Source organism: Bacillus sp. FSL R7-0166 (genome assembly GCF_038008935.1).
In the GTDB taxonomy this organism is placed as follows: Bacteria; Bacillota; Bacilli; order Bacillales; family Bacillaceae; genus Bacillus; species Bacillus altitudinis.
On record NZ_JBBPAC010000001.1, the window covers coordinates 2,234,055 to 2,255,927 of the forward strand.

Sequence of the window (21,873 nt, forward strand, 5' to 3'; positions counted from 1 at the left end):
ATGCTTCCTTAGTAAGCAAGCAATTCACCCTAATCAAAGAGTATCAAAAGAAACGGCTTGTTTCAACGTTATTGCTCATGATCTGAAACATTTCAGTGTTTATTTTGTATTTAACCCTTCTGAAAGAGTGTTAAACACCGATTTTCCATTTAGCGAGGCACATAAAACAAAAAGATTCCCAGCATCAGTGCTTGAATCAACCCTTTTGCAAATACGCCTGACACAAAACCAATTAATGAGCCAAGCCCAACTTTCACACTTGTCTTCAGATCTTTTTGATGAACGAGCAGCTCTGCGATGACACTGCCGATAAATGGACCAATGATAATTCCAGCAATCGGAATCACAAAAGGACCGGCTAAAAGCCCAATGGTACTTCCCCAAATGGCCGCCCGGCTGCCGCCAAAGCGTTTCACCCCAATCAGATTGGAGACATAATCCGCAGCAAATAACACAGCTGTAAACATGGCTTGAATGAGCCAAAAGGTGAGCGTCAATTTCTCAAAGCTAAAAAAAAGCCCATATAAAATAAACCCAAGAACCATGAAAACCACACTAGGAATGATTGGATAGACAAGCCCCACAAACGCAATGATAAATGCACAGCCGATCAAAATCCAATACAGCACGTCCAATCCGCAGCCGCCTCCTTTTTATATGCTGTATACATTATGCCTCATTCCTTCTATCTTAACCAGCAATGAAGGCCGTACTTGTACTGGATGGATAGACATTGATACAATGTGAGAAATAGAAAAGAATGTAGGAAGTGAATCGGTTGAACGTATTTAGTTTATTGTTAAAAGGAATTTATTCACCAAAAGATATTGCCAGAGCACGTTTTACTGGGATTGGAAAGGCCATTTTATTCATCTTTATCCTTTCGATCATCGCAGCTGTCCCCCAGGGCTATCATATGAGCCAAGAGATTTCAAATGCGATGTCAGGATTTCAGCATGTGATTAAAAAAGATTTACCCGACTTTTCCATTGAAAAAGGAACGCTTCAAGCGGACCAAAGCACGCAGATCGAAAAAGAAGAAAACGGCATCACGATTATCTTTGATCCCGCTGAAAAAATAAAATCAAGTGAGCTTGAATCAAAACAAACAGCCATTGCGTTATTGAAAGAAAAAGCAGTGATTGCCATTGACGGACAAATGACAGATATTCCATACCAGCTGCTTGGCGGAACACTCACAAAAGATGAACTTGCCAGCGTCACAAACCAGAATCAAGCGATCATTATCCCTGTCATTTGTGTCCTGCTGTACCTATCTACTGCTGCTCTCATGTTCATCAGCGCAACATTCCTAGCCATGCTTGGTACATTTATTAAACGAATGCAGCAAAAAGAGCTGTCCTTTCAAATGCTTTGGAAGCTCTCTGCCTATTCACTCACATTAACAACCGTCTTTTTCGCCATCATGAGTGCATTAAACACGCCGGTTGCGAACTCATTTTTATTAAATTGGGTGATTAACTTTATTTTCTTATATCTTGTCGTTAAAGAAATACCTGCAAAAAAATAAGCTCCCTCATTTCGGGGAGCTTTTTTATTTGTTTTGACCCTATGACTCATCTGGATGGATGATCGCAAACAAATAGTGATCCTCCCACTTATCATTGATCTTTACTTTTTTACGATGAAGTCCCTCATTTTCAAACCCTGTCTTCTCAAGCACACGAATGGAACCAATGTTAGATGGTTTTACGCCAGCCTCAATACGGTGAAGGTACAGTTCATAAAAGGCATAATCGATAATCAAACGAATCGCCTCTGTCATATACCCCTTCCCGCCTTGCCTTTCATCAAGCACATATCCAAGCAATGCCCCTTGAATCGGTCCTCTTTCAACAGAATGGAGTGAGATCGTTCCAATTAATGCATCTGTTTCATTTAAGAAAATACCGTGCATATAGGCTTCATCTTTTGCACGCCTTTGCATACTGCGGTTAATCCGTTCCTTTTGACGAGGTACAGTAAAAAAATCATCCTGAACCAAAGGTGTAAATTGCTGAAAATAGGTGCGATTCTCTCGTTCAAGTGTTAATAGAGCTTCTGCATCACTTTCTGTTAGTGTTCTTACATATATATTCTGACTGATTTCTTCATATACTCTCCCCCTTTTTTTATTTTATCATAATAAAGAAAGCGCTTTGGCTTATCAAAATTTTTTCCGATTACAAGTCATAATAGAACTCACTAGAACCACCCTTCCTAGCTTTCTCACTCTTTTTGTTCTATCAACTCAGGGACAAACATACACTGAAGTAAACTCTTAAAAGCGGTGAGTAAAATGCGGCGAATTATTTTTTTACTAGTCAGTTTGTTTGTCCTCTTTATTATCTTTTTTGATTTGAAAAATGGAACGATCCCCGTTCAGGAAGGACCTGCTGTTCCCGCCAGCGCCTTTCAAACAGCTGAAAAACAGGCATATAAAACTGTCACTGTTAAACAAGGTCAAACCGTCGTCTCTATCGTACATACAAGTAAGCCATTAGATGAAGTGATCGAAGACTTTGAAGCACTGAATCAAGGCGTCAAAGCGAACGAAATTCGGGCAGGCAGCACATACAAGTTTCCGGTCTATAAGAGATAAAACGTTAATTCCTTGTCATTCATATAAAGAGACTGTTACAATATGAGATGTAAAACACGTCGTACACTGCAAACGAATTGCATGTACACTAAGGAGCGATTGACAAGTGAGTGAAGTCACACATCGTACAAAAACGCGTCCCGTCAAAGTGGGACCTTTAACTATAGGTGGAAACAATGAAGTCGTCATTCAAAGTATGGCGACAACCAAAACACATGATGTCGAAGCGACAGTAGCTGAAATTAAACGTTTAGAAGAAGCTGGCTGTCAAATCGTGCGTGTCGCATGCCCAGATGAGCGTGCAGCAAATGCGATTGCGGACATTAAAAAACAAATCAACATTCCCCTTGTTGTCGACATTCATTTTGACTACAAGCTTGCACTGAAAGCGATTGAAGCAGGTGCAGACAAAATTCGTATCAACCCAGGAAACATCGGAAGACGAGAAAAAGTCGAAGCTGTTGTGAAAGCGGCAAAAGAAAAAGGCATTCCAATTCGTATTGGGGTAAACGCCGGTTCACTCGAGAAAAAGATTCTTGATAAATACGGCTATCCAACAGCAGATGGTATGGTTGAAAGTGCACTGCATCACATTAAAATTTTAGAAGACCTAGATTTTCATGACATCATTGTCAGTATGAAAGCATCTGATGTAAACCTTGCGATTGAGGCATACGAAAAAGCAGCAAAAGCCTTTGATTACCCTCTTCATCTTGGGATTACAGAATCAGGTACGTTATTTGCAGGTACGGTCAAAAGTGCAGCTGGTCTTGGCGCAATCTTGAATATGGGGATTGGTAACACACTCCGTATTTCATTAAGTGCTGACCCGGTCGAAGAGGTCAAAGTGGCACGTGAATTATTAAAATCATTTGGCCTTGCATCAAATGCAGCAACACTCATCTCTTGTCCAACTTGTGGACGAATTGAAATTGACCTCATTAGCATTGCAAATGAAGTCGAAGAATATATTTCTAAAATTAAAGCACCAATTAAAGTAGCTGTTCTCGGATGTGCTGTAAACGGTCCGGGTGAAGCGCGTGAAGCTGATATTGGCATCGCTGGCGCTAGAGGTGAAGGCCTTTTATTCCGCAAAGGTGAAATCGTTCGGAAAGTGCCAGAAGAAACAATGGTCGAAGAACTGAAAAAAGAAATCGATAAAATCGCTGAAGAACATTATGCAAAAATGGAAGCTGAAAAAGCAAAACAAGCGAACGCATAACAAAGAACGCCTGACATCACTGTCAGGCGTTTTTCTGTTCCTATCCTGTTAAAAGAACGGGGTGATAAAGATGCCGAGGATGACGGAAACGATTCCGATCCCGATTGACCACGCGCCAAGCGCATGTGCTCCTTTTCTTCTTGCAATATAACCAACGACGATTGCCGCTACCCCTAATAGCACCGGCAAGACAAATAATGAGATAATCGCAATCGCGAGTGCTGTATAGCCTATCCCCTTACTGCCTGAATCGTCACCTACATGGTCACGTTCTCTTCTGTCTTCACGATCTCTTGATGCTTGATATGGCTCTGCTATTTCAGCAGCTGTTTCCTCTAAATAGCCATCATCATTACTAAAGTGTGTGTCGATTTCACGATCATTTCTTCTGAAATCTTCGTCTCTTTCCATGATCAATTCCCCCTTTTGGTTAATAGAAAGGAGCTTTTTTAGTATGAGCAAAAATGTCTGTTTCATGTTTGCTAAAACTTGCTGGAATTGTGAATTGATTATGTTACACTTTAAGAGGATAAATATGAGGAGTGTGGGCATGTTACGTTTAGGAATTGATATCGATGGCACAGTCACGGCGCAGGACACCTTTGTCCCCTACTTAAATGAGTCGTTTCAATGTGACATCACACTAGATGATATGACGGAATATGATTTGACGAAGCTTTTAAAGATTTCAAATGAAGAATTTTGGGGCTGGATGAATGAGTATGAGCCTCTTATTTATAAACAGGCAAAGCCTGCCGAGGGTGCAAAAGAAATCCTCAATCAAATGAAACATCATCATCAATTGATTTATATCACAGCCAGAAGGCAGCATCACTCAGACATCACCTACAAATGGTTTGAGGAGAATCATGTCCATTATGACGATATCGAGCTTGTTGGCGGACATCATAAGGTGGAAGCTGTTCAAAAACATAAGATCGATGTGTTTTTTGAAGATCATCATGGCAATGCCACAATGATTGCAAAAGAAGCTGACATTCCAGTGATTCTGTTTAACTCACCGTATAATCAAATGCCAATTGATGAACGGATCATTCGCGTGAATAATTGGCAAGAAGCATCCCAATGGATCAAACAGTATGAAAAGCGTCTGCAAACTGCTTACTAAAACAGATCAAAAGCCGATACGTTTTTAATGTATCGGCTTTTTGATTGTACGATGATGTCCTTCTTTTATTAAAAAATGATAAAGTGCACCCATCATACCTGCCTGATTGAAGTAATAGCACGTTTCCAGTGTCACCTGTATGTTTTTCCATGCATGCAAAGTATGTAAATGTTTCTCAATGTTTGGAATCAAATCGGGCCTTGCACTCACGCCCCCGCCAATGAGGATTTTCTCTGGATTGAGAACTGTTGCCACATTGTAAATGCCAATTGCGATTCGCTTGTACCACTGATCGATCATCTTCTCAATGGCCGGATCTTGCTTGGCTTTTTCAAAGATTTCTTGACCGTCGATTTGCTGACTTTGTGGAATTCCTTGCTGCTCTTTGTAGCTTCGTATCAATCCAGCTGTCGAAGCACTGCTGTTGAGTGTGGTAAACTGACCATTTTCAGTTTCTGTCAGCATCATGCCAAATTCACCGCCGCGAAAAGAGGCACCGCGAACAAGCTCTCCGCCAGCAAAAATACCGCCGCCGACACCAGTCCCAAGCGTCATACATATAAAGCTGTCACACTCTTTCGCATGACCACTAAATTTTTCAGCCAGAGCTGCACAGTTCGCATCATTTTCTACTTCTACACGAAGTGATGTTTTTTCTTCCAAAAGCGTTTTGACATTTTGGCCATTTAAAGCAATAATCGCTCCTGCAAATTCCGTATAACCCGTTTGACTGTCAACAAACCCCGGAAGACTCATCGCAATCCCTTTGATATCCCAAGTCCTTTGATACTCTTTCACCACGTTCTCCATGTCCTCTAAAAACGGCTCAAGCTGCCGGCAGTTTGTTTCGTAGTCGCCGCTCGTGATCAGCTCACCATGTCGATCCATGACCCCATGCTTTGTTTTTGTCCCGCCTACATCGAATACGATATAATACGCCACTTTTGACCCCTCCCCCTATTTCTAAAGACTCAAATCTGCTTCTATAGATGATCTGTTGTTCTCATTTTAATGAAACAGCTATCCTTTGTAAAACGTTTTCAACATGACAAAACAAAAAGCCAGCCCATCGGCTGGCTTCTTTCATGAATGAACTTCCTTCGGTTCGCAAGAAGGACACGTTCCGTAAATTTCAAATTTATGTCCGCTAATGTGATAATCCTCTAGATCAGCATCAAGCTTGTCCATAGGGCAAGCGTCGATTTCCTTTGTTTTACCGCATGTCAAACAAATAAAGTGGTGATGATGATGGGAAAACGAACATTTAAAACGAAACAGTTTCTCCCCTGATAATTCCGTTGTCTCTAATATCCCAAGATCTTCATATAAAGACAGGTTTCGATAAATCGTATCAAAACTAAGCCCTGGGTAATCTTCACTTAAAGCTGTTAATACATTTTTAGCGGTCAAGTATTTATCAGAATCAGAAAACAATTGAAGCATATCTTCACGTTTGCTTGTATATTTATAGCCTTTTTCCTTTAATAAATCAAGCGCTTCTTGTACGTTCATGATGATTCCCCCTTCTGAATTTCCCAATACTAATACACCCGATTAAAATCAAGATAGACAGCATCACAATGGTTCCACCCGGCGCTAAATCAAGATAATAACTTAAAATCAAGCCGACCATGACAGACAATTCCCCAAATAAGATGGAAAAGAAAATCGCCTGTTTAAACCCTTTGGCAATCCGAATACTTGCCGCAACTGGCAGTGTCATGAGTGCGGACACTAGGAGTGTACCGACAATACGCATCGATGCTGCGATGACAAGTGCAACAACTAAAATAAAAATAAAATGAATCCACTTCGCTGAAATACCAGAAGCCTTCGCATGTTCTTCATCAAAAGAAAGCAAAAACAATTCTTTATACAAGAGCACAACCACTAATACAACGACAAGTGAGATTCCAACAATAATCCAAAGATCGAGTCTTGAAACCGCACTGACACTTCCGAACAAATAACTGAACAAATCTGTATTAAAACCATTTGCAAGTGAAATGAAAATAACAGAGATCCCAATACCACCTGATAAAATAATGGGAATCGCCAGCTCCTGATAATGTTTATACACAGAGCGCAGACGTTCAATAAACAACGAGCCAGCCACAGAAAAAGCCATTCCTAAGTAAAGCGGGCTAACCCCTGTCAAAAGTCCAAACTTTTTATCAAGGAATAAACTTGCCGCTATCCCAGCAAGTGATACGTGACTAAGCGCATCTGCGATGAGAGAGAGCCTTCTCACGACAATAAATACACCAAGTAAGGGCGCAATAAAGCCGATCAGCATACCTGCGATAAACGCATTTTGTAAAAATTCATAATGAAAAAATGGAAATAGCATTATTCATGTCCCCCATGATGGTGATGATCGTGATGAATCACTTGAATGTCATGCCCGTAAAACTGAGAAAGCGCCTGATCATCCATCGAATCAAACGTTTCCGCATCTCCATGAAAATGAAGTGTCTGATTTAAACAAGCCACATGCGTGACTTTGTCAGAAACGGTTCCTACATCATGTGTAACGAGAATTAAAGACATTCCTTTTTCTTTGTTCAATGTTTCTAACAGCTGATAAAAGCCTTCTACTGTTCTTTGGTCTACACCCACAGTCGGCTCATCTAAAATAAGCAGCTTCGGCTGACTGACGAGTGCACGGGCAATAAATGTACGCTGCTGCTGACCGCCTGAAAGCTCACCAATGTTTTGGTGTTTTAAGTCCTGTATGCCAACTGAGCGGATGGCCTCATCTACTTGAAGCTTATCCTGCTTACTCATGCGTTTGAATAAACCAATCTTCGCCGTTAAACCACTTGCCACGACCTCGTATACAGAAGCAGGAAACCCTGTATTAAAGCTATTTGCCTTTTGAGAAACAAATCCAATTTGATCCCAGTCTTTAAATTTTTGAGCAGGTGTGCCAAACAGCTTCAATTCTCCCTGCTGGGGTTTAATCAAGCCAAGCAGGCATTTTAATAAGGTTGTTTTACCAGATCCATTCGGTCCAACAAGTGCTAGAAAGTTTCCTTCCTCTACCGTTAAATGAATGTGATCGATGACATTTCGCTGTCCATATGAATACGAAATGTCCTTCATTTCAATAATTGGCTTTGCCATAAATCTTTCCACCTTTAATCCAATATAAAAAGAATGATTACGATTTATACAACAAAAAGAAAATGGCAAAAGCCATTTTCTTTGTCCATACATACATTTCATTATATAAAAGAAAGATAAAAAAGTAAAATAAAAGCTAATGAATGGCTGTTTTGAATTTACCGCCTTTTGTTTCATGCGTATCCATAATCGTAATAAAGGCTTGACCATCAATTTCAAACACGATAGATTTCAGTTTCGTAATTTCAAGTCTTGTCACGACGGCGTAAATGACATCTTTTTCTTCATCAGTATAACCGCCTTTTCCTCTAAGCTTGGTGGTTCCCCTGCCGAGACGATGAAGGATCGCATCTGAAATTTCATCATAATAATCCGAAACGATAATGACAGCTTTTGTTTCATCTAGTCCTTGAATGACAGCATCAATTGTTTTCATTGCCAAATAATATGTCATGACAGAATACATAGCCTGCTCCGGTCCGAAGACAAAGCCTGCCCAAATAAAAATGAACACATTGACGATCATGACAAACTCACCGACGGAGAAAGGAATTTTTTTCGTCAGAAGAATTCCTAAGATTTCCGTTCCGTCCATTGAGCCTCCATTCCGTATCACAAGCCCAACGCCAAACCCGAGTAACAGCCCTCCAAATACAGTAGCTAAAATCGGCTGCGTCGTAAATGCTTCTACATGATGGAGTGAAGATTCAATCACGGCCAAGCTGACAATCCCAATCACAGTGGAAATCAAGAAGGTTTTCCCAATATGTTTGTATCCTGATATCATAAATGGAATATTTAAAATGACAACAATCGTCGCAAAATTAATGAATGGGTTATCCGTAAAAAGATAATCCAAAATAAGCGAAATACCGATGATGCCTCCATCAATAATATTGTTTGGCACTAAAAATAATTCAATGCTGACTGCTGCACATGCAGCTCCTACTAGAATCAGAAAAATTCTCAAAATAAAATGAGGCACTGATTCCTTTTTATGCTGTTTACTATTTGCCATACGTTCTCCCTTCTACACATGTTTAGTTTTCAATGAACATTTTATTCACTTTACTATTTTATCATTTCACAGAGTAAAATAAAATTTTTTGCACATTTTCCGTTTTCGCCCATACATTGATACAGAGGGGAGGAATGGAATTGATTTTAATTCAAAAAATTGTGTTGCAGCGTCTGAATCAGATCACAGCAAATGACTTGTTAAGGTATGCGAAACAGTATGGGGTCAGTTTAACATCCAATCAGGCTGCTGAGGTCGCCAAACTCATGAATGGGAAAAACGTCAATATTTTTAACGATGCAGAGCGCAACCGGCTGCTTAAGCAAGTGGAAGCGATTACGTCTAAACAAACTGCACAGACCGTCAACGATCTGTTTAATCAGTTCACAAATTAGGCAAAAAAGGGCCGCATTTAGCGGCACCTCATCACATTGCATGCACTTTTTATTGACCCGTAATCTTATCTAGTAAACCTTCATCAAATTGCTTTTCTTTCAGCATCGCAATTTCGAATTTATAAGGTGGTTTCTTGTTCTTTTTATCTTCACCTACATAAGGCGTTTCTAGAATCTTCGGCACATCTTGAAGCTGTGGATGATGAACGATATAGCTCAGGGCATCAAAACCAATTTCTCCAAAACCGATATTTTCATGTCGGTCTTTTCTTGCGCCTTGTACATTTTTACTATCGTTAATATGAAGAACTTTGATTCGGTCGATCCCAACAATTCGATCAAATTCTTCTAATACTCCATCAAAATCACTCACAATGGGATAACCAGCATCGTGCGTGTGACACGTATCAAAGCAGACAGAAAGTGCTTCGTTATGTGTCACACCGTCAATAATTTGGGCAAGCTCTTCAAAGCTTCTTCCGCACTCTGATCCTTTTCCCGCCATTGTTTCCAGCGCAATTTGAACCTCCTGCCCCTTCACGATGACTTCATTGAGGCCTTCAATGATTTTTTGAATTCCAGCATCTGCACCTGCTCCGACATGCGCACCTGGATGAAGAACAATTTGTCTTGCACCTAGCGCTTCTGTACGCTCTATCTCAGAGCGAAGGAAATCCACTCCAAGCTCAAATGTCGCTGGATTCACTGTGTTCCCAATATTGATAATATACGGTGCATGAACGACGATATCTGTCATACCATGCTCTTTCATATGCGCTTGTCCAGCTTCAATATTGAGATCTTCAATTTTTTTACGGCGCGTATTTTGCGGTGCACCTGTATAAATCATAAAAGTATTTGAACCATAAGAGGCAGCTTCCTCACTCGCTGCAAGAAGCATATGTTTTCCGCTCATGGATACATGTGATCCAATCTTCAACAATGTGTCCCCCTACTTTCCGTTACGCTTTGACTTTCTACGTTCTTGTCTTTTGATCTTATCCATCTCACGTGTCATTTTCTTTTTATATCCAGGTTTGACGGCTTTCGGTTTTCTGACAAGGCGTTTTGCTTTTTCTTCAATTTCATTTGGTGCTTTTTTACGTCTTTGACGCTTCAAACGATCATCTGCATCTCGCCATTCGCCATGAACAATCGTTTTGTTTTCAAACACAACACCCATTTTTTCAATTTGAACGAGTGCATCCTCATCAGCAAGATCATAAATGGTCATTGCAATGCCAGATGAACCAGCGCGAGCCGTTCTTCCCACACGGTGAACATAAAAATCAAGATCGGATGGGAGCTCATAGTTAATCACGTGGCTGACGCCCTTAATATCAATCCCGCGGGCAGCAAGATCAGATGCCACAATATAGGTGAACTCCAAATCTTCAATTTGTTTCATCACTTTTTTACGTTCACGAGGCGTTAAACCACCATGAAGTACCCCAATTTTCATTCCTTTTTCCTGTAGGAATGAGGCAATTTCATCAACAGTTGATTTCGTATTGGCAAAGATGATCCCTAAATAAGGCTGTACATTCGTCACCATTTCATGAAGTAATTTTAATTTATCACGTTGTTTAGATGGAACTAAAATATGCTGAATGTTTTCAGCCGTAATGCGTTTCGGTTCAACATGTGCATATTTCGGATTATCCATATATTTTTTGAGGAAAGGTTTTAATTTTTCTGGAATAGTTGCTGAGAACACGAGCATTTGCAACTGTTCTGGCATTTGTGAGCCAATACGATCCACATCTTCTAAAAAGCCCATATCTAGCATAAGGTCTGCTTCATCAATGACAAGAGATGTTGCTTTGTACACATTCAGCGCTTGCTCATGAATAAGATCAGCAATACGTCCAGGAGTGCCGACCACTAAGTGCGGCTGATTCTTTAGCTTTTGAATGGATTTCTGCTTGTCCGTTCCGCCAATGTAAAGCTTTGCCTTGATTTCTTCTTCTGGAGTCGTATTTTTTAAGATCGTTTGTGCTTCTTTAAAAATTTGATTCGCTAATTCTCGTGTTGGTGCAGTAATGACCACTTGTACTTGCTCTTTGCTTGGATCAATTGAATGAATAAGCGGCAATAAATACGCATGGGTTTTCCCTGTCCCTGTTTGAGACTGTCCAATCACGCTTTCACCTTTTAAAACAGCAGGGATGATTCTCTTTTGAATATCAGTCGGCTCATAAAAGCCCAGTTCATGAATAGCATCTATAATAAAAGACTTTAATTCATATGTCGTAAATTTCGTTTCTTTCATGTTTTCACTCCTTAAGGCAATGCCTTTTTGCTCATCTCCTCATTATAGCTGATTTTCAGCAAAAAAACCATGTCCGCTTTTCTCACAGGAAACCAAATGATACTTCCCTGCATAACCTATGAAGAGAAAGAGAATGCAGTAAGGGAGGTACAAGTATGTTAGGGCAAAGGCCTATGGGCGATTTTCAGCCGCATCGCCCCTCACGCCGGCACCTTGGAAATGGCGGACAGCCCGGGATTTTTCAACGGAGACAGCAGGCTCCGATCGAACAGCCTTTTCAAGGGCAAGGCAACCAATTTCAACAAATGATGCCTCGCTCTCCGTCTGTACAAGGCGGCGGTCTACGCGGGATGGGTGGCATTCCTGGAGGCGAAAGCCGTGCACTAGGCGGCGGCGCCGGAATTAAGGGCATGCTGGCAAAATTTCTTCCTGGAGCTGGAGGAGCAGGGATCTCTGGAGCTGGAGGTGGTGCCGGATTACAAGGAATCCAGAGCTTCGCAAACCCTGCGAACCTTTCAAGCATGTTAGGAAATGTTCAAAAAGTACTCGGAATGGCGCAGCAATTCACGCCTATGATTCAGCAATACGGTCCTTTAGTCAGAAATTTGCCTGCCATGATTAAACTCTATAGCCAGCTTGGCAGTGCGGATGATGATGAAACAAATACGAATGATGCAGACGAAGAACCAAAAGAAATCACTGCAGAAACAGACGTTCCGCACGAACAAGCAGCACCGGTTGATGATGAAATAGAAGAAGGAAAAGAAGAAGAACCAGAGGACATCCTTGTCAAAAAAGGGACTGTACACACATCAGCTGCTCCTGAAGCAAAACCGAAAAAAAGATCGGGCAGTTCAATTCCGAAACTATATGTCTAGTGATCTTTTATAGGCGAAGTGTTTCCCATGTATAACAATCTTTGATATATGCGCTTACTTTGGCTATAATGAAGGAAGAGAATGATCAAAAGCCGTTTTTCACGGCTTTTTATATTGTTCTTCTCTAGCAGCACTTCCCTACAGGAGGACGAATAAATGAATGTAATTAAAATTTCGCCGCGTGGCTATTGCTATGGCGTTGTAGATGCAATGGTCATTGCTAAAAATGCCGCACTTGATAAAAACTTGCCACGCCCAATTTATATATTAGGTATGATTGTGCACAACAAACATGTCACAGATGCCTTCGAAGAAGATGGAATTTACACACTGGACGGACCAAACCGTCTGGATATTTTAAAACAGGTTGAAAGTGGCACAGTGATTTTCACCGCTCACGGCGTATCTCCTGAAGTCCGTCAAATTGCAGAAGAAAAAGGCCTTGTCGCCATTGATGCGACGTGTCCAGATGTCACGAAAACACATGAACTCATTTCAGAAAAAACAGCTGATGGATATGACATTATTTATATCGGGAAAAAGGGTCACCCTGAGCCAGAAGGAGCCGTCGGTGTTGCACCTGACAAAGTGCACCTTGTCGAAACAGAAGCTGATATTAAAGCGCTCGATTTAACGTCAGATAAACTACTCATCACCAATCAGACGACAATGTCTCAGTGGGATGTTCATGATCTGATGGAGCTCATTAAAGAAAAATATCCTCACGTCGAGTACCATCAAGAAATCTGCCTTGCGACACAGGTACGTCAGGAAGCTGTGTCACAGCAAGCAGGCCAAGCCGATCTGACCATTGTGGTCGGCGATCCAAAAAGCAATAACTCAAATCGTCTGGCGCAAGTGTCAATGGAGATTGCAGGAACGCAGGCTTACCGAATTGGTGATCTCAGTGAGTTAAAGCTTGAATGGCTCCAAGGTGTAAAAACCGTTGCCGTTACTGCAGGTGCTTCCACACCAACACCTATTACAAAAGAAGTCATTCGTTTCTTAGAAAACTATGAACCTGATGATGAATCGACATGGAAAATTGAACGGACGGTTCCTCTTTCTAAGATATTACCTCGCGTGAAAACAAAGAAATAAAAAAACGTCAGAGCTGCTATGCTCTGACGTTTTTATTTACACAAATTGAAACGGATTTGTGTTTGATTCTGATACAAAGAATTGCACATCATATTTTTTATCTGTACATAGCGATTCTAGCTTTGTCTTCACGCCCTCTTTCATGATCTTTTCTGCGTAATGACCTGGGTCCACTACATTCAGTCCGAGCATCATGGCATCGTGAGCGACATGGAAATAAAGGTCGCCAGTCACGTACACATCTGCACCCATTCTTTTCGCTTGATGGATATATTTATTTCCGTCTCCTCCAAGCACAGCTACTTTTTTCACGACCGCTTCCTGATCTCCTACAAAACGCGCTCCATTCACATCTAACTTCGTTTTCACAAATTGAGTGAAGTCTTTAAGTGTCATAGGTTCTTTTAATTCTCCAATACGGCCAAGGCCTTTTTGAATAGGAGGAAGATCTGTCGTGTGTACACTGTAAGCCACTTCTTCATAAGGGTGTGCTTTGATCATTTCACGAATCACTTGTTTTTCAATACTCGCTGGGAAAATGGTTTCAATTCGTACTTCTTTCACAAATTCCAATTTACCCGTCTCACCAATAAATGGCACAGCTTCTTCTGATGGCAGAAAACTGCCTGTCCCTTCATTTGAAAAAGCGCAATGACTGTAGTTGCCAATATGGCCAGCTCCCGCATTTCCTAAAGCCGTCCTGATGGCCTCTTCAAATTCCACTGGGACATACAAAGCTAGCTGCTTAATTGGATCTTCGTATGTTGGAACTAGCACTTTTGTTTCCCCGAGCTCTAAAGCCTCTGCAAGCAAGTCATTGACTCCTCCATCAGCCACATCCAGGTTTGTATGTGCTACATACACCGCAATATCATGTTTGATGCATTTCTCAATGATCCGTCCTGCCGGCTGATCTGTCGCCACATGTTTTAATGGACGGAAAATTGGCGGATGGTGGGCAATAATGAGATCCACCTTCCGCTCAATTGCCTCATCTACCACATTTTCTAATACATCTAAGGTGATCATGACATTGGTCACTTTTTTATTTAGCGTTCCAATCTGGAGCCCAATTTTATCACCTTCCACCGCATATGCCTTTGGTGAGAATTGCTCAAATAATTGGATGATTTCATGCCCGTTCACTGTTTTAGCCAACAGTCAAAACCTCCTTTAGCATTTTTATTTTCGCATTCAGCTCTTTCAGACGTTCTTTGTTCTCTTCCGTCGGCGCTGCTTTTTGAATCTGGCCTTCTATATGCTCCATGTGCTGAAGCTCATTCATCCATTTGCGCCGGAAGACATCATTTTGCTCTTTGGCAAGAAACGGACCAACGAGCATGCCTGTTTCAATCGACATGCCTTCATAGGCTTTATCTTTGTCGCCAGTTTCGGCAATGATGATTTCGTATATTTTGCCATCCTCTTCTAAAATCACTTCATCCATCAATTCATACCCCTCTTGATAGAGCCATAAACGAATATGGTGGGCATGAATATTAGGCTGAAGAATAAGCCTCTCCTGCCCTGTGAGCTTGTGTTTACCTTCATTTAGAATGCTTGCAATAAGTGCTCCGCCCATCCCTGCAATCGTGACAGCATTTACCTCGCCTTTTTCAATCACTTCAAGGCCATTTCCTTTTCTGACTGAAATCTGCTCATCTAATTCAAGCCTATGTACTTGCTGCTTCGCAGATTGAAGTGGTCCATCAGTAATTTCACCAGCAATGGCTTTCAATGCTTTATGATGTAATATCGCATAACATGGCAAATAGGCATGATCTGAGCCAATATCAGCAAAGACCGCCTCTTTTGGTAAAAAGTCTGCGACTCTTTTTAATCGTTTTGACAAATTCATTTCATTCATCCATATCACTACTTTTCTTTAATGTTCATACTTGTCTATCTTATATAAATTATGGACTTTTTAAAAGTCGTTTTCAAATGAAAAAAGCTCTTCTGATGAAAAAGAGCTTTTTGCGCTTTATTATTTAATTTTGGATACCCATTCTGACATTTCATCGAGCTTTTCATTCGGAATTAGCCCGCCCGGCATCCCATTTCCGCCTTCTTGAATTTTCTTCTTGATGTCTGCTACTTCAAGCTTGTCGCCAACACCTTTTAATGCAGGACCAGCGCCACCTTCGTAGTTTTCCCCATGACAGCTAATACAGTTCTGCTTATACAATTCTTCCGGCGTTGCATTTGCGGTCTCTTCTTGCTTTTGCTCTTTGCCCCCAGAGGCAATTTTGTCTTCATCTTTCAGCCCCTTCATTGATAAGAAAAAAGTGAGTCCAATACCTAAAATGGCAATCAATAAGAATGGTATAAGTGGATTCCGTTTCATTTCTTTCATCCTCCCCTTTGTGAAAAACCCCTTTGAGACTATGCAAACAATTCTAATTCTACTTTAATTTTACAAAAAGTAAACGAATTATGATACAAAACTTTGGTCAAGTTCACAGATTAGACAAAAATGATTCAAAATGAGAAAAGAAGCCTTCAGCACATTTAGATGTATTTTTTATACATCTTTTCTCTAAGAACGTTGCAAATTCATTTGTTATTCAGTAAAATATAATCAGATCAAAAAAGCGTTTTCATTTTGATGAAGAAAGAACGGATCTCTCTCAAGATCCGTCCGGTTTCTATTCTAAGAAGTCTTTTAATCGTTTACTCCTGCTCGGGTGTCTTAATTTACGAAGAGCTTTCGCTTCAATTTGGCGAATACGCTCTCTTGTTACGCCAAACACCTTTCCTACCTCTTCTAATGTGCGTGTTCTTCCGTCATCTAGTCCGAAACGCAGTCTCAGCACATTTTCTTCACGGTCCGTTAGCGTATCTAATACATCTTCAAGCTGCTCTTTTAAGAGCTCATAGGCAGCATGGTCTGATGGAGAAGTCGCCTCTTGGTCTTCGATAAAATCACCAAGATGCGAGTCATCTTCCTCACCAATAGGTGTTTCTAAAGATACTGGCTCTTGCGCAATTTTAAGAATTTCTCTTACTTTCTCTGGTGTTAAATCCATGTCTTCCGCAATTTCTTCTGGCGTTGGTTCTCTACCTAGATCTTGTAGAAGCTGTCTTTGAACACGGATTAATTTATTAATGGTTTCCACCATATGAACCGGGATCCGGATTGTTCTCGCCTGATCGGCAATCGCACGTGTGATCGCCTGTCTAATCCACCAAGTCGCATATGTTGAGAATTTGTATCCTTTGCGGTAATCAAACTTCTCAACCGCCTTCATGAGCCCCATGTTTCCTTCTTGAATCAAGTCAAGGAACAGCATACCACGACCAACATAACGTTTCGCAATGCTGACAACAAGACGAAGGTTCGCTTCCGCTAATCTTCTTTTTGATTCCTCATCGCCTTCTTCAATCTTTTGAGCATACGTAATCTCTTCTTTCGCAGATAGCAAATTGACGCGCCCGATCTCTTTTAAGTACATACGAACAGGATCATTAATTTTGACACCTGGTGGTACGCTTAAATCATTCAGGTCAAATTCCTCTTCTGCCTTAGCCAGCTGCTGAACATTTGGGTCTTCAGTCTCTTCGTTTTCACTGATGAGTTCTACACCCTGTTCGCCTAAGTATTCATAGTATTCATCCATCTGGTCTGATTCAATTTCAAAGCTAGACATACGCTCTGCAATTTCTTCGTATGTTAAAACGCCCCGTTTTTTACCCGTTTCAGTGAGCTTATCTCTCACCTGTTCAAAGGTTAATTCAGTTTCAGTTTCGTGGGCTTGTTTATCAGCCATTATGGATCCCTCCTTCCAAAGCTTGCAACGAATTCTAAAGTAACTTGCGATTTGCTTCTGCTCTGCCTTTCTCTCTCTATCAAACAGAATGAGCAAATAGGAATAAAATAAATAATGATGAAGGCAAGATGCTTGCGGTCTTATGCTCCTCCCATTAAAGGATTCATTGCCAGCCGTAAGTCTTGTCATAAATAGTAGACGTATTACTTCAGCGAACGGTTCAACTGAATAATTTCTTTTGCAAGTGTTGCCGCTTTGAAGAAATCTTTTTGCCTCTCCGCCTCTGCACGTTCTAGTTCTTTTTCCTTTATCATTGACAAATTCCGATGATTCAACACTTTTTTTACATAATCACTTAATTCAGCTTCACTTAGTTCGTCTCCAACTTGAATCATGAAAATATCCGTCAGGAGCTGATTGATCACATCATCTTCTATACGGTTCATCAGATGCTGCGGGGTCGGCTCCTTGCCTTCTTCATACAATGCATAAATGTATGTTGCCAGCGCTCTGTGCGAATCTATATTAAATTCAAACCCTATCCTATCAAGCACTTTTCGGATCACGTCATCATTTTTCAACATATGTGCAAGGAGCATTCGCTCTGCGTTTTCATATGCCGGCCTTAGACGTTTTCGTCTTACCTGTGTTGACAGATGTGCACGCCGCTTTTCAAGTCCATTTTCTTCTTGCGAGCTCTTGGCCTCTTGTCGCTGCTGCTTTTCAAAAAGCTCCAATTGCTCCTTTAATGAGTCAAGTGAAATGGAGAACTCCCCAGCCAGCTGCTTCATGTAAATCTCTTGTTCCAAGGAACCGTTTAATCGGCTAATTTCTCGGAGAACCTGCTTCATGTAAGTCAGGCGGTCTCCTTCGTCAGACAAATTCTTTCCTCTTCGGAAAAAGTTCATCTTAAATGTCATTAATGTCACACTTGCATCTATGATGTCATTCCTAAATTTCTCGCCGCCATATTTACGAATGTAATCATCTGGATCAAGTCCATCTGGTATCATGGCAACGCGAACTTTACATCCTCTTTTTCCAAGCAAATCTGATGCTTTCATGGTCGCTTCATACCCGGCCGTGTCAGAGTCATAACATAAAATGATCTCTTCAACGTTCCGTCTAAGAAGCTTTACGTGCTCTTCTGTTAAAGACGTACCCATTGTTGCAACACTTTCGCCAACACCACTTGTGACAGCCGAGATGACGTCAGCAAATCCTTCGAAAAGGACTGCACGTTCGCGTTTTCTAATATGCATACGCGCGTCATGAAAGTGATAAAGCAGCTTACTTTTATGAAAAAGTGGCGTTTCAGGACTATTCATATACTTTGGCTGCTGATCACCAAGTGATCTTCCAGAAAAAGCGACAACCGTCCCGTGATGATCATGAATTGGAAACATGACACGATCTCTAAAGCGGTCAAAAAAACCTGTGCCGTTTTCTCGTTGAATCAAAAGACCAGCCTTCTCCATCATCGCAGGATCAAACCCTCGTTTTTCTAAAAACTTGGTCACGAAATCCCACGAGTCGAGAGCATACCCGATCTCAAACTTGGCAATTGTTTCATCCGTAAAGCCCCTGGACCTTAAATAATCGAGTGCGTTTTGACCTTCCTTTGTATTTACCAGCAAATGGTGGTAAAATTTCTTAAGAAGCTCATGCGCCTCAATCATTTTATGGTCTGCTGTATCCTCTTGCTGTGAGGAACTGATCTGCGCATTCGCTACATGATCCGGCAAATCAATATGGTACTTATCAGCAACATGTGAAACGGCTTCAATAAATGAGTAGCCTTCCATTTGTCTGAGGAACGAAAATACATTGCCTCCTGCACCACAGCCAAAACAATGGAAGATTTGCTTATCTGCTGAAACAGAGAATGAAGGAGTATTTTCACCATGGAATGGACAAAGACCGAAGTAATTCCGACCTTGTTTTCTAAGCTGTACGTATTCTCCAATCACTTCGACAATGTCTGCGTTTTTTTGGATTTGCTCCAAAAGTTCATCTGGTATACGTTTGCTCATCCTAATAACACTCCGTCGTACATTATTCGCCTTTTAATTCAAAAATCCTTCATGATTCGACAGGATTTTTTGTAGTTGGGCAATAAATCGCTTTTTATCCTCTTCTAAAAGCTTTTTGGGACCTTTTCCGTATACACCTTTTCTTCGCTGTTTACTGGAAACATGCCTGCGTTCCAAATCAAAATCAATTGTTTCGTTTGTGTACATTCGTCCTCTTTCAGACAGAACAATGACTTGTCTTGGAAGCAGTAAGGAGGCCAGACCAATATCCTGGGTGACAACAATATCGTGCTTGACAGCTAAGTTCGCAATGACTAAATCTGCTGCTTCCTTATGTGTATCAACAAACCGCCAATCTTCAAGTGGTGATCGTTTGGTTTGAAAATGCTCATATGAAGCAATGAAAGTCACAGGCACTTGAAATTGAGATGCGACAGAAAGGATTTCGTCTTTTACAGGACAAGCATCTGCATCGACATAAATCGTCCTTTCTTTTTTACGTTCATTCAGGTGACTAATTCTCCATCCCTCCACCTTATTCCTGCTTTAGAGAAGCAAAAAGACCATACTTTTCCCCCATAAAGCAATCAACAGTAAAACTCATTTTGTCGAAAAGTTATGTTCAGAATCACTTGACTTCTGCCAATATTAGTTTATTCGTTCTTGACTTAACTTAAACCTAAAATCAATCATTTTATCACAATTTTTTATTATAATACAAATGCAGCAAATATGCTATTGTTTTTGTTTACCCGTTTCCCACCATAGGAAAAACCCAGGAGGAGCATCCTGAGTTTATTCGGAACCTCTTTTGGTCAGCATTTGATGAATGACATTTGCTGTCTCCTCAACTGCTTTATTCGATACATCAACAACTTGACAGTTAATGCGGTCAACCACTTTTTCAAAATATTCTAGTTCCTCTTTAATCCGTTCGATATTCGCATAAATGGCACGGTCATTTAAACCGAGTGATTTTAAACGTTCTTTACGGATATGATTTAGTTTGTCTGGACTAATTTTTAGGCCGATGCATTTTTTTGGATCAACTGAGAATAACTCCTCTGGCGGATCAACTTCAGGAACAATCGGAACGTTTGCTACCTTCAAGCGTTTATGTGCTAAGTATTGAGAAAGTGGTGTCTTAGACGTACGCGATACACCAATCAGCACAATATCAGCCTTTAGAATACCTCTTGGGTCCCGGCCATCATCATATTTCACAGCGAACTCAATGGCTTCTACCTTTTTAAAATAGTCCTCATCTAATTGACGTACACGACCTGGCTCATGTTTCGCTTCATTTCCATATGCCGTCTCCATTTTATCAATAAGTGGACCGATAATGTCATAGTACACGACGCCATTCGCTTCTGCTTCTTCAATTAAGAATTGGCGCATTTCTGGCACAACAAGAGTAAAGCAAACGATTCCATTATCTGCTTTCGCCAATGAAATCACTTCTTTAATCGTACCGACATCCTCTACATATGGGATTCTTCTAATATTTGAATGGTCGGATGAGCCGCCATCAAATTGGCTAAGTGCCGCTTTGACCACGAGCTCTGCCGTTTCTCCGACTGAATCTGATACAACAAAAATTACACGATTACTCATAACATCCCCTCGCAGTCTTCTGTAATTAGATAATTTCGTTCTCTGATAAGCTAACAAGTATTTTCGTCATGTTTGTTTTCGTAATTCTGCCGACCACTTCAAAGCCTTTATCCGTATCTTTTATAACAGGAAGTGCATCTATTTGTTTTTCAATCAAGTGCTTGGCCACATCCATAATAAAATCTTCTTTGCGGCAAACGGTAATGTTCGGCATTCTTGTCATAATAATATGGACAGGTATAGACGGAAGCTCTTGTTTCCCAATACTTGCTCGAAGGAGGTCTTTTCTTGATAACACGCCTGTTAAAATAGAGTGATCGTCCACAACGAATAATGTGCCCACATCCTCTAAAAACATCGTACAAATCGCATCATAAACCGAAACATTCTCGTGTATCACGACCGGAATGGACTGAAAATCTTTCACTTGAAGTTTTTTCAGCTTATCTGCCAGAAGCTGCGTGCCTGTTTTGCCTGTAAAAAAGTAGCCGACCCTTGGTCTTGCTTCTAAAAAGCCAGACATCGTTAAAATGGCTAAATCCGGTCTGAGGGTAGCCCTTGTTAAGTTCAGCCGATCGGCGATATGCTCTCCAGTGATCGGACCATTCTCTTTGACAATCTGTAAAATCTGCTCTTGCCGTTTATTTAACTCGATTGTACTCACCACCTTTAAATAGAGAGAGCGAATCCTTACTTTATGTATATCAATT

The 21,873-nt window shown here is 40.9% G+C and carries 25 protein-coding genes; 7 read left to right on the forward strand and 18 right to left on the reverse strand.

Translation table 11 applies throughout. The features are described 5' to 3' along the window. Positions 1 to 149: 149 nt before the first annotated feature. Complete coding sequence (locus NST01_RS11495) at positions 150 to 635, reverse strand: DUF456 domain-containing protein (protein WP_025207633.1); 486 nt, start codon at positions 633 to 635, stop codon at positions 150 to 152. Positions 636 to 778: 143 nt separating this feature from the next. Here NST01_RS11495 and NST01_RS11500 point away from each other — a divergent pair, with 143 nt between their 5' ends. Next, a complete protein-coding gene (locus NST01_RS11500) occupies positions 779 to 1,531 on the forward strand; it encodes a DUF1189 domain-containing protein (protein ID WP_341041938.1) in 753 nt (250 codons plus the stop codon). A gap of 39 nt (positions 1,532 to 1,570) precedes the next feature. Here the strand turns inward: NST01_RS11500 and NST01_RS11505 are convergent, their stop codons facing one another. Beyond that, a complete protein-coding gene (locus tag NST01_RS11505) occupies positions 1,571 to 2,107 on the reverse strand; it encodes a GNAT family N-acetyltransferase (protein ID WP_236810496.1) in 537 nt (178 codons plus the stop codon). Between the two features lie 192 nt (positions 2,108 to 2,299). Between NST01_RS11505 and NST01_RS11510 the strand changes: the two genes are divergently transcribed. Together NST01_RS11510 and ispG are read left to right on the forward strand one after the other, a co-directional pair. After that, positions 2,300 to 2,602: a hypothetical protein gene (locus NST01_RS11510; protein WP_007501268.1), complete on the forward strand. Its 303-nt coding sequence runs from the start codon at positions 2,300 to 2,302 to the stop codon at positions 2,600 to 2,602. A 106-nt stretch (positions 2,603 to 2,708) separates the two neighbouring features. Continuing rightward, complete coding sequence (gene ispG / locus NST01_RS11515) at positions 2,709 to 3,824, forward strand: flavodoxin-dependent (E)-4-hydroxy-3-methylbut-2-enyl-diphosphate synthase (RefSeq protein WP_008342357.1); 1,116 nt, start codon at positions 2,709 to 2,711, stop codon at positions 3,822 to 3,824. Positions 3,825 to 3,872: 48 nt separating this feature from the next. On the opposite strand, the gene NST01_RS11520 is transcribed toward ispG, so the two are convergent. Continuing rightward, the gene (locus NST01_RS11520; protein WP_008342359.1) at positions 3,873 to 4,235 is read right to left on the reverse strand and encodes a DUF308 domain-containing protein; all 363 of its coding nucleotides are present in this window, start codon (positions 4,233 to 4,235) and stop codon (positions 3,873 to 3,875) included. Positions 4,236 to 4,374: 139 nt separating this feature from the next. Between NST01_RS11520 and NST01_RS11525 the strand changes: the two genes are divergently transcribed. After that, a complete protein-coding gene (locus tag NST01_RS11525; protein WP_008342361.1) occupies positions 4,375 to 4,953 on the forward strand; it encodes a 5' nucleotidase, NT5C type in 579 nt (192 codons plus the stop codon). A gap of 24 nt (positions 4,954 to 4,977) precedes the next feature. On the opposite strand, the gene NST01_RS11530 is transcribed toward NST01_RS11525, so the two are convergent. The 5 genes from NST01_RS11530 to NST01_RS11550 all read right to left on the reverse strand — a co-directional run bounded on the left by NST01_RS11530 (position 4,978) and on the right by NST01_RS11550 (position 9,097). After that, positions 4,978 to 5,895 carry an ROK family protein gene (locus NST01_RS11530; RefSeq protein ID WP_025207635.1) on the reverse strand — a complete coding sequence of 306 codons (918 nt, stop codon included), beginning with the start codon at positions 5,893 to 5,895 and terminating at the stop codon, positions 4,978 to 4,980. A gap of 141 nt (positions 5,896 to 6,036) precedes the next feature. Beyond that, positions 6,037 to 6,465, reverse strand: coding sequence for a Fur family transcriptional regulator (locus tag NST01_RS11535; RefSeq protein WP_003217433.1), 429 nt, complete (start codon positions 6,463 to 6,465; stop codon positions 6,037 to 6,039). Next, on the reverse strand, positions 6,443 to 7,303 hold the full coding sequence (locus NST01_RS11540) for a metal ABC transporter permease (protein ID WP_341041940.1): 861 nt from the start codon (positions 7,301 to 7,303) through the stop codon (positions 6,443 to 6,445). Before NST01_RS11540 ends, NST01_RS11535 begins: the two co-directional genes overlap by 23 nt. Further along, on the reverse strand, positions 7,303 to 8,079 hold the full coding sequence (locus NST01_RS11545; RefSeq protein WP_008342368.1) for a metal ABC transporter ATP-binding protein: 777 nt from the start codon (positions 8,077 to 8,079) through the stop codon (positions 7,303 to 7,305). The genes NST01_RS11540 and NST01_RS11545 overlap by 1 nt, the downstream gene beginning before the upstream one ends. A gap of 136 nt (positions 8,080 to 8,215) precedes the next feature. Beyond that, positions 8,216 to 9,097 carry a YitT family protein gene (locus tag NST01_RS11550; RefSeq protein ID WP_007501276.1) on the reverse strand — a complete coding sequence of 294 codons (882 nt, stop codon included), beginning with the start codon at positions 9,095 to 9,097 and terminating at the stop codon, positions 8,216 to 8,218. 140 nt (positions 9,098 to 9,237) lie between these two features. Between NST01_RS11550 and NST01_RS11555 the strand changes: the two genes are divergently transcribed. Further along, entirely contained in the window at positions 9,238 to 9,492 is a 255-nt protein-coding gene (locus NST01_RS11555; RefSeq protein ID WP_008342377.1) for a DUF2624 domain-containing protein, read from the forward strand. 49 nt (positions 9,493 to 9,541) lie between these two features. Here the strand turns inward: NST01_RS11555 and NST01_RS11560 are convergent, their stop codons facing one another. Together NST01_RS11560 and NST01_RS11565 are read right to left on the reverse strand one after the other, a co-directional pair. Further along, entirely contained in the window at positions 9,542 to 10,435 is an 894-nt protein-coding gene (locus NST01_RS11560; RefSeq protein WP_017358005.1) for a deoxyribonuclease IV, read from the reverse strand. Positions 10,436 to 10,444: 9 nt separating this feature from the next. Beyond that, complete coding sequence (locus tag NST01_RS11565; protein WP_007501280.1) at positions 10,445 to 11,764, reverse strand: DEAD/DEAH box helicase; 1,320 nt, start codon at positions 11,762 to 11,764, stop codon at positions 10,445 to 10,447. Between the two features lie 155 nt (positions 11,765 to 11,919). Between NST01_RS11565 and vrrA the strand changes: the two genes are divergently transcribed. Together vrrA and NST01_RS11575 are read left to right on the forward strand one after the other, a co-directional pair. After that, entirely contained in the window at positions 11,920 to 12,642 is a 723-nt protein-coding gene (gene vrrA, locus NST01_RS11570) for a VrrA/YqfQ family protein (RefSeq protein ID WP_017367618.1), read from the forward strand. 156 nt (positions 12,643 to 12,798) lie between these two features. Then, on the forward strand, positions 12,799 to 13,743 hold the full coding sequence (locus NST01_RS11575) for a 4-hydroxy-3-methylbut-2-enyl diphosphate reductase (RefSeq protein ID WP_007501283.1): 945 nt from the start codon (positions 12,799 to 12,801) through the stop codon (positions 13,741 to 13,743). Positions 13,744 to 13,779: 36 nt separating this feature from the next. Here the strand turns inward: NST01_RS11575 and NST01_RS11580 are convergent, their stop codons facing one another. From NST01_RS11580 to NST01_RS11615, 8 genes are all read right to left on the reverse strand, one after another. Further along, positions 13,780 to 14,901 (reverse strand): Nif3-like dinuclear metal center hexameric protein, encoded by a 1,122-nt coding sequence (locus NST01_RS11580; RefSeq protein WP_048001530.1) that lies wholly within the window; start codon positions 14,899 to 14,901, stop codon positions 13,780 to 13,782. Next, positions 14,894 to 15,610, reverse strand: coding sequence for a tRNA (adenine(22)-N(1))-methyltransferase (locus NST01_RS11585; protein WP_250026298.1), 717 nt, complete (start codon positions 15,608 to 15,610; stop codon positions 14,894 to 14,896). The genes NST01_RS11580 and NST01_RS11585 overlap by 8 nt, the downstream gene beginning before the upstream one ends. Positions 15,611 to 15,730: 120 nt before the next feature. Next, positions 15,731 to 16,090, reverse strand: coding sequence for a cytochrome c550 (cccA, locus tag NST01_RS11590; protein ID WP_008342390.1), 360 nt, complete (start codon positions 16,088 to 16,090; stop codon positions 15,731 to 15,733). A gap of 301 nt (positions 16,091 to 16,391) precedes the next feature. Continuing rightward, entirely contained in the window at positions 16,392 to 17,513 is a 1,122-nt protein-coding gene (gene rpoD / locus NST01_RS11595) for an RNA polymerase sigma factor RpoD (RefSeq protein ID WP_008342392.1), read from the reverse strand. A 203-nt stretch (positions 17,514 to 17,716) separates the two neighbouring features. Continuing rightward, positions 17,717 to 19,546, reverse strand: coding sequence for a DNA primase (gene dnaG, locus NST01_RS11600; protein WP_008342393.1), 1,830 nt, complete (start codon positions 19,544 to 19,546; stop codon positions 17,717 to 17,719). Between the two features lie 33 nt (positions 19,547 to 19,579). Continuing rightward, positions 19,580 to 20,080 carry a YaiI/YqxD family protein gene (locus tag NST01_RS11605; protein WP_008342395.1) on the reverse strand — a complete coding sequence of 167 codons (501 nt, stop codon included), beginning with the start codon at positions 20,078 to 20,080 and terminating at the stop codon, positions 19,580 to 19,582. Between the two features lie 261 nt (positions 20,081 to 20,341). Next, complete coding sequence (locus NST01_RS11610; RefSeq protein ID WP_008342399.1) at positions 20,342 to 21,163, reverse strand: pyruvate, water dikinase regulatory protein; 822 nt, start codon at positions 21,161 to 21,163, stop codon at positions 20,342 to 20,344. A 25-nt stretch (positions 21,164 to 21,188) separates the two neighbouring features. Further along, on the reverse strand, positions 21,189 to 21,827 hold the full coding sequence (locus NST01_RS11615; protein ID WP_024423017.1) for a helix-turn-helix transcriptional regulator: 639 nt from the start codon (positions 21,825 to 21,827) through the stop codon (positions 21,189 to 21,191). Positions 21,828 to 21,873: the final 46 nt, after the last annotated feature.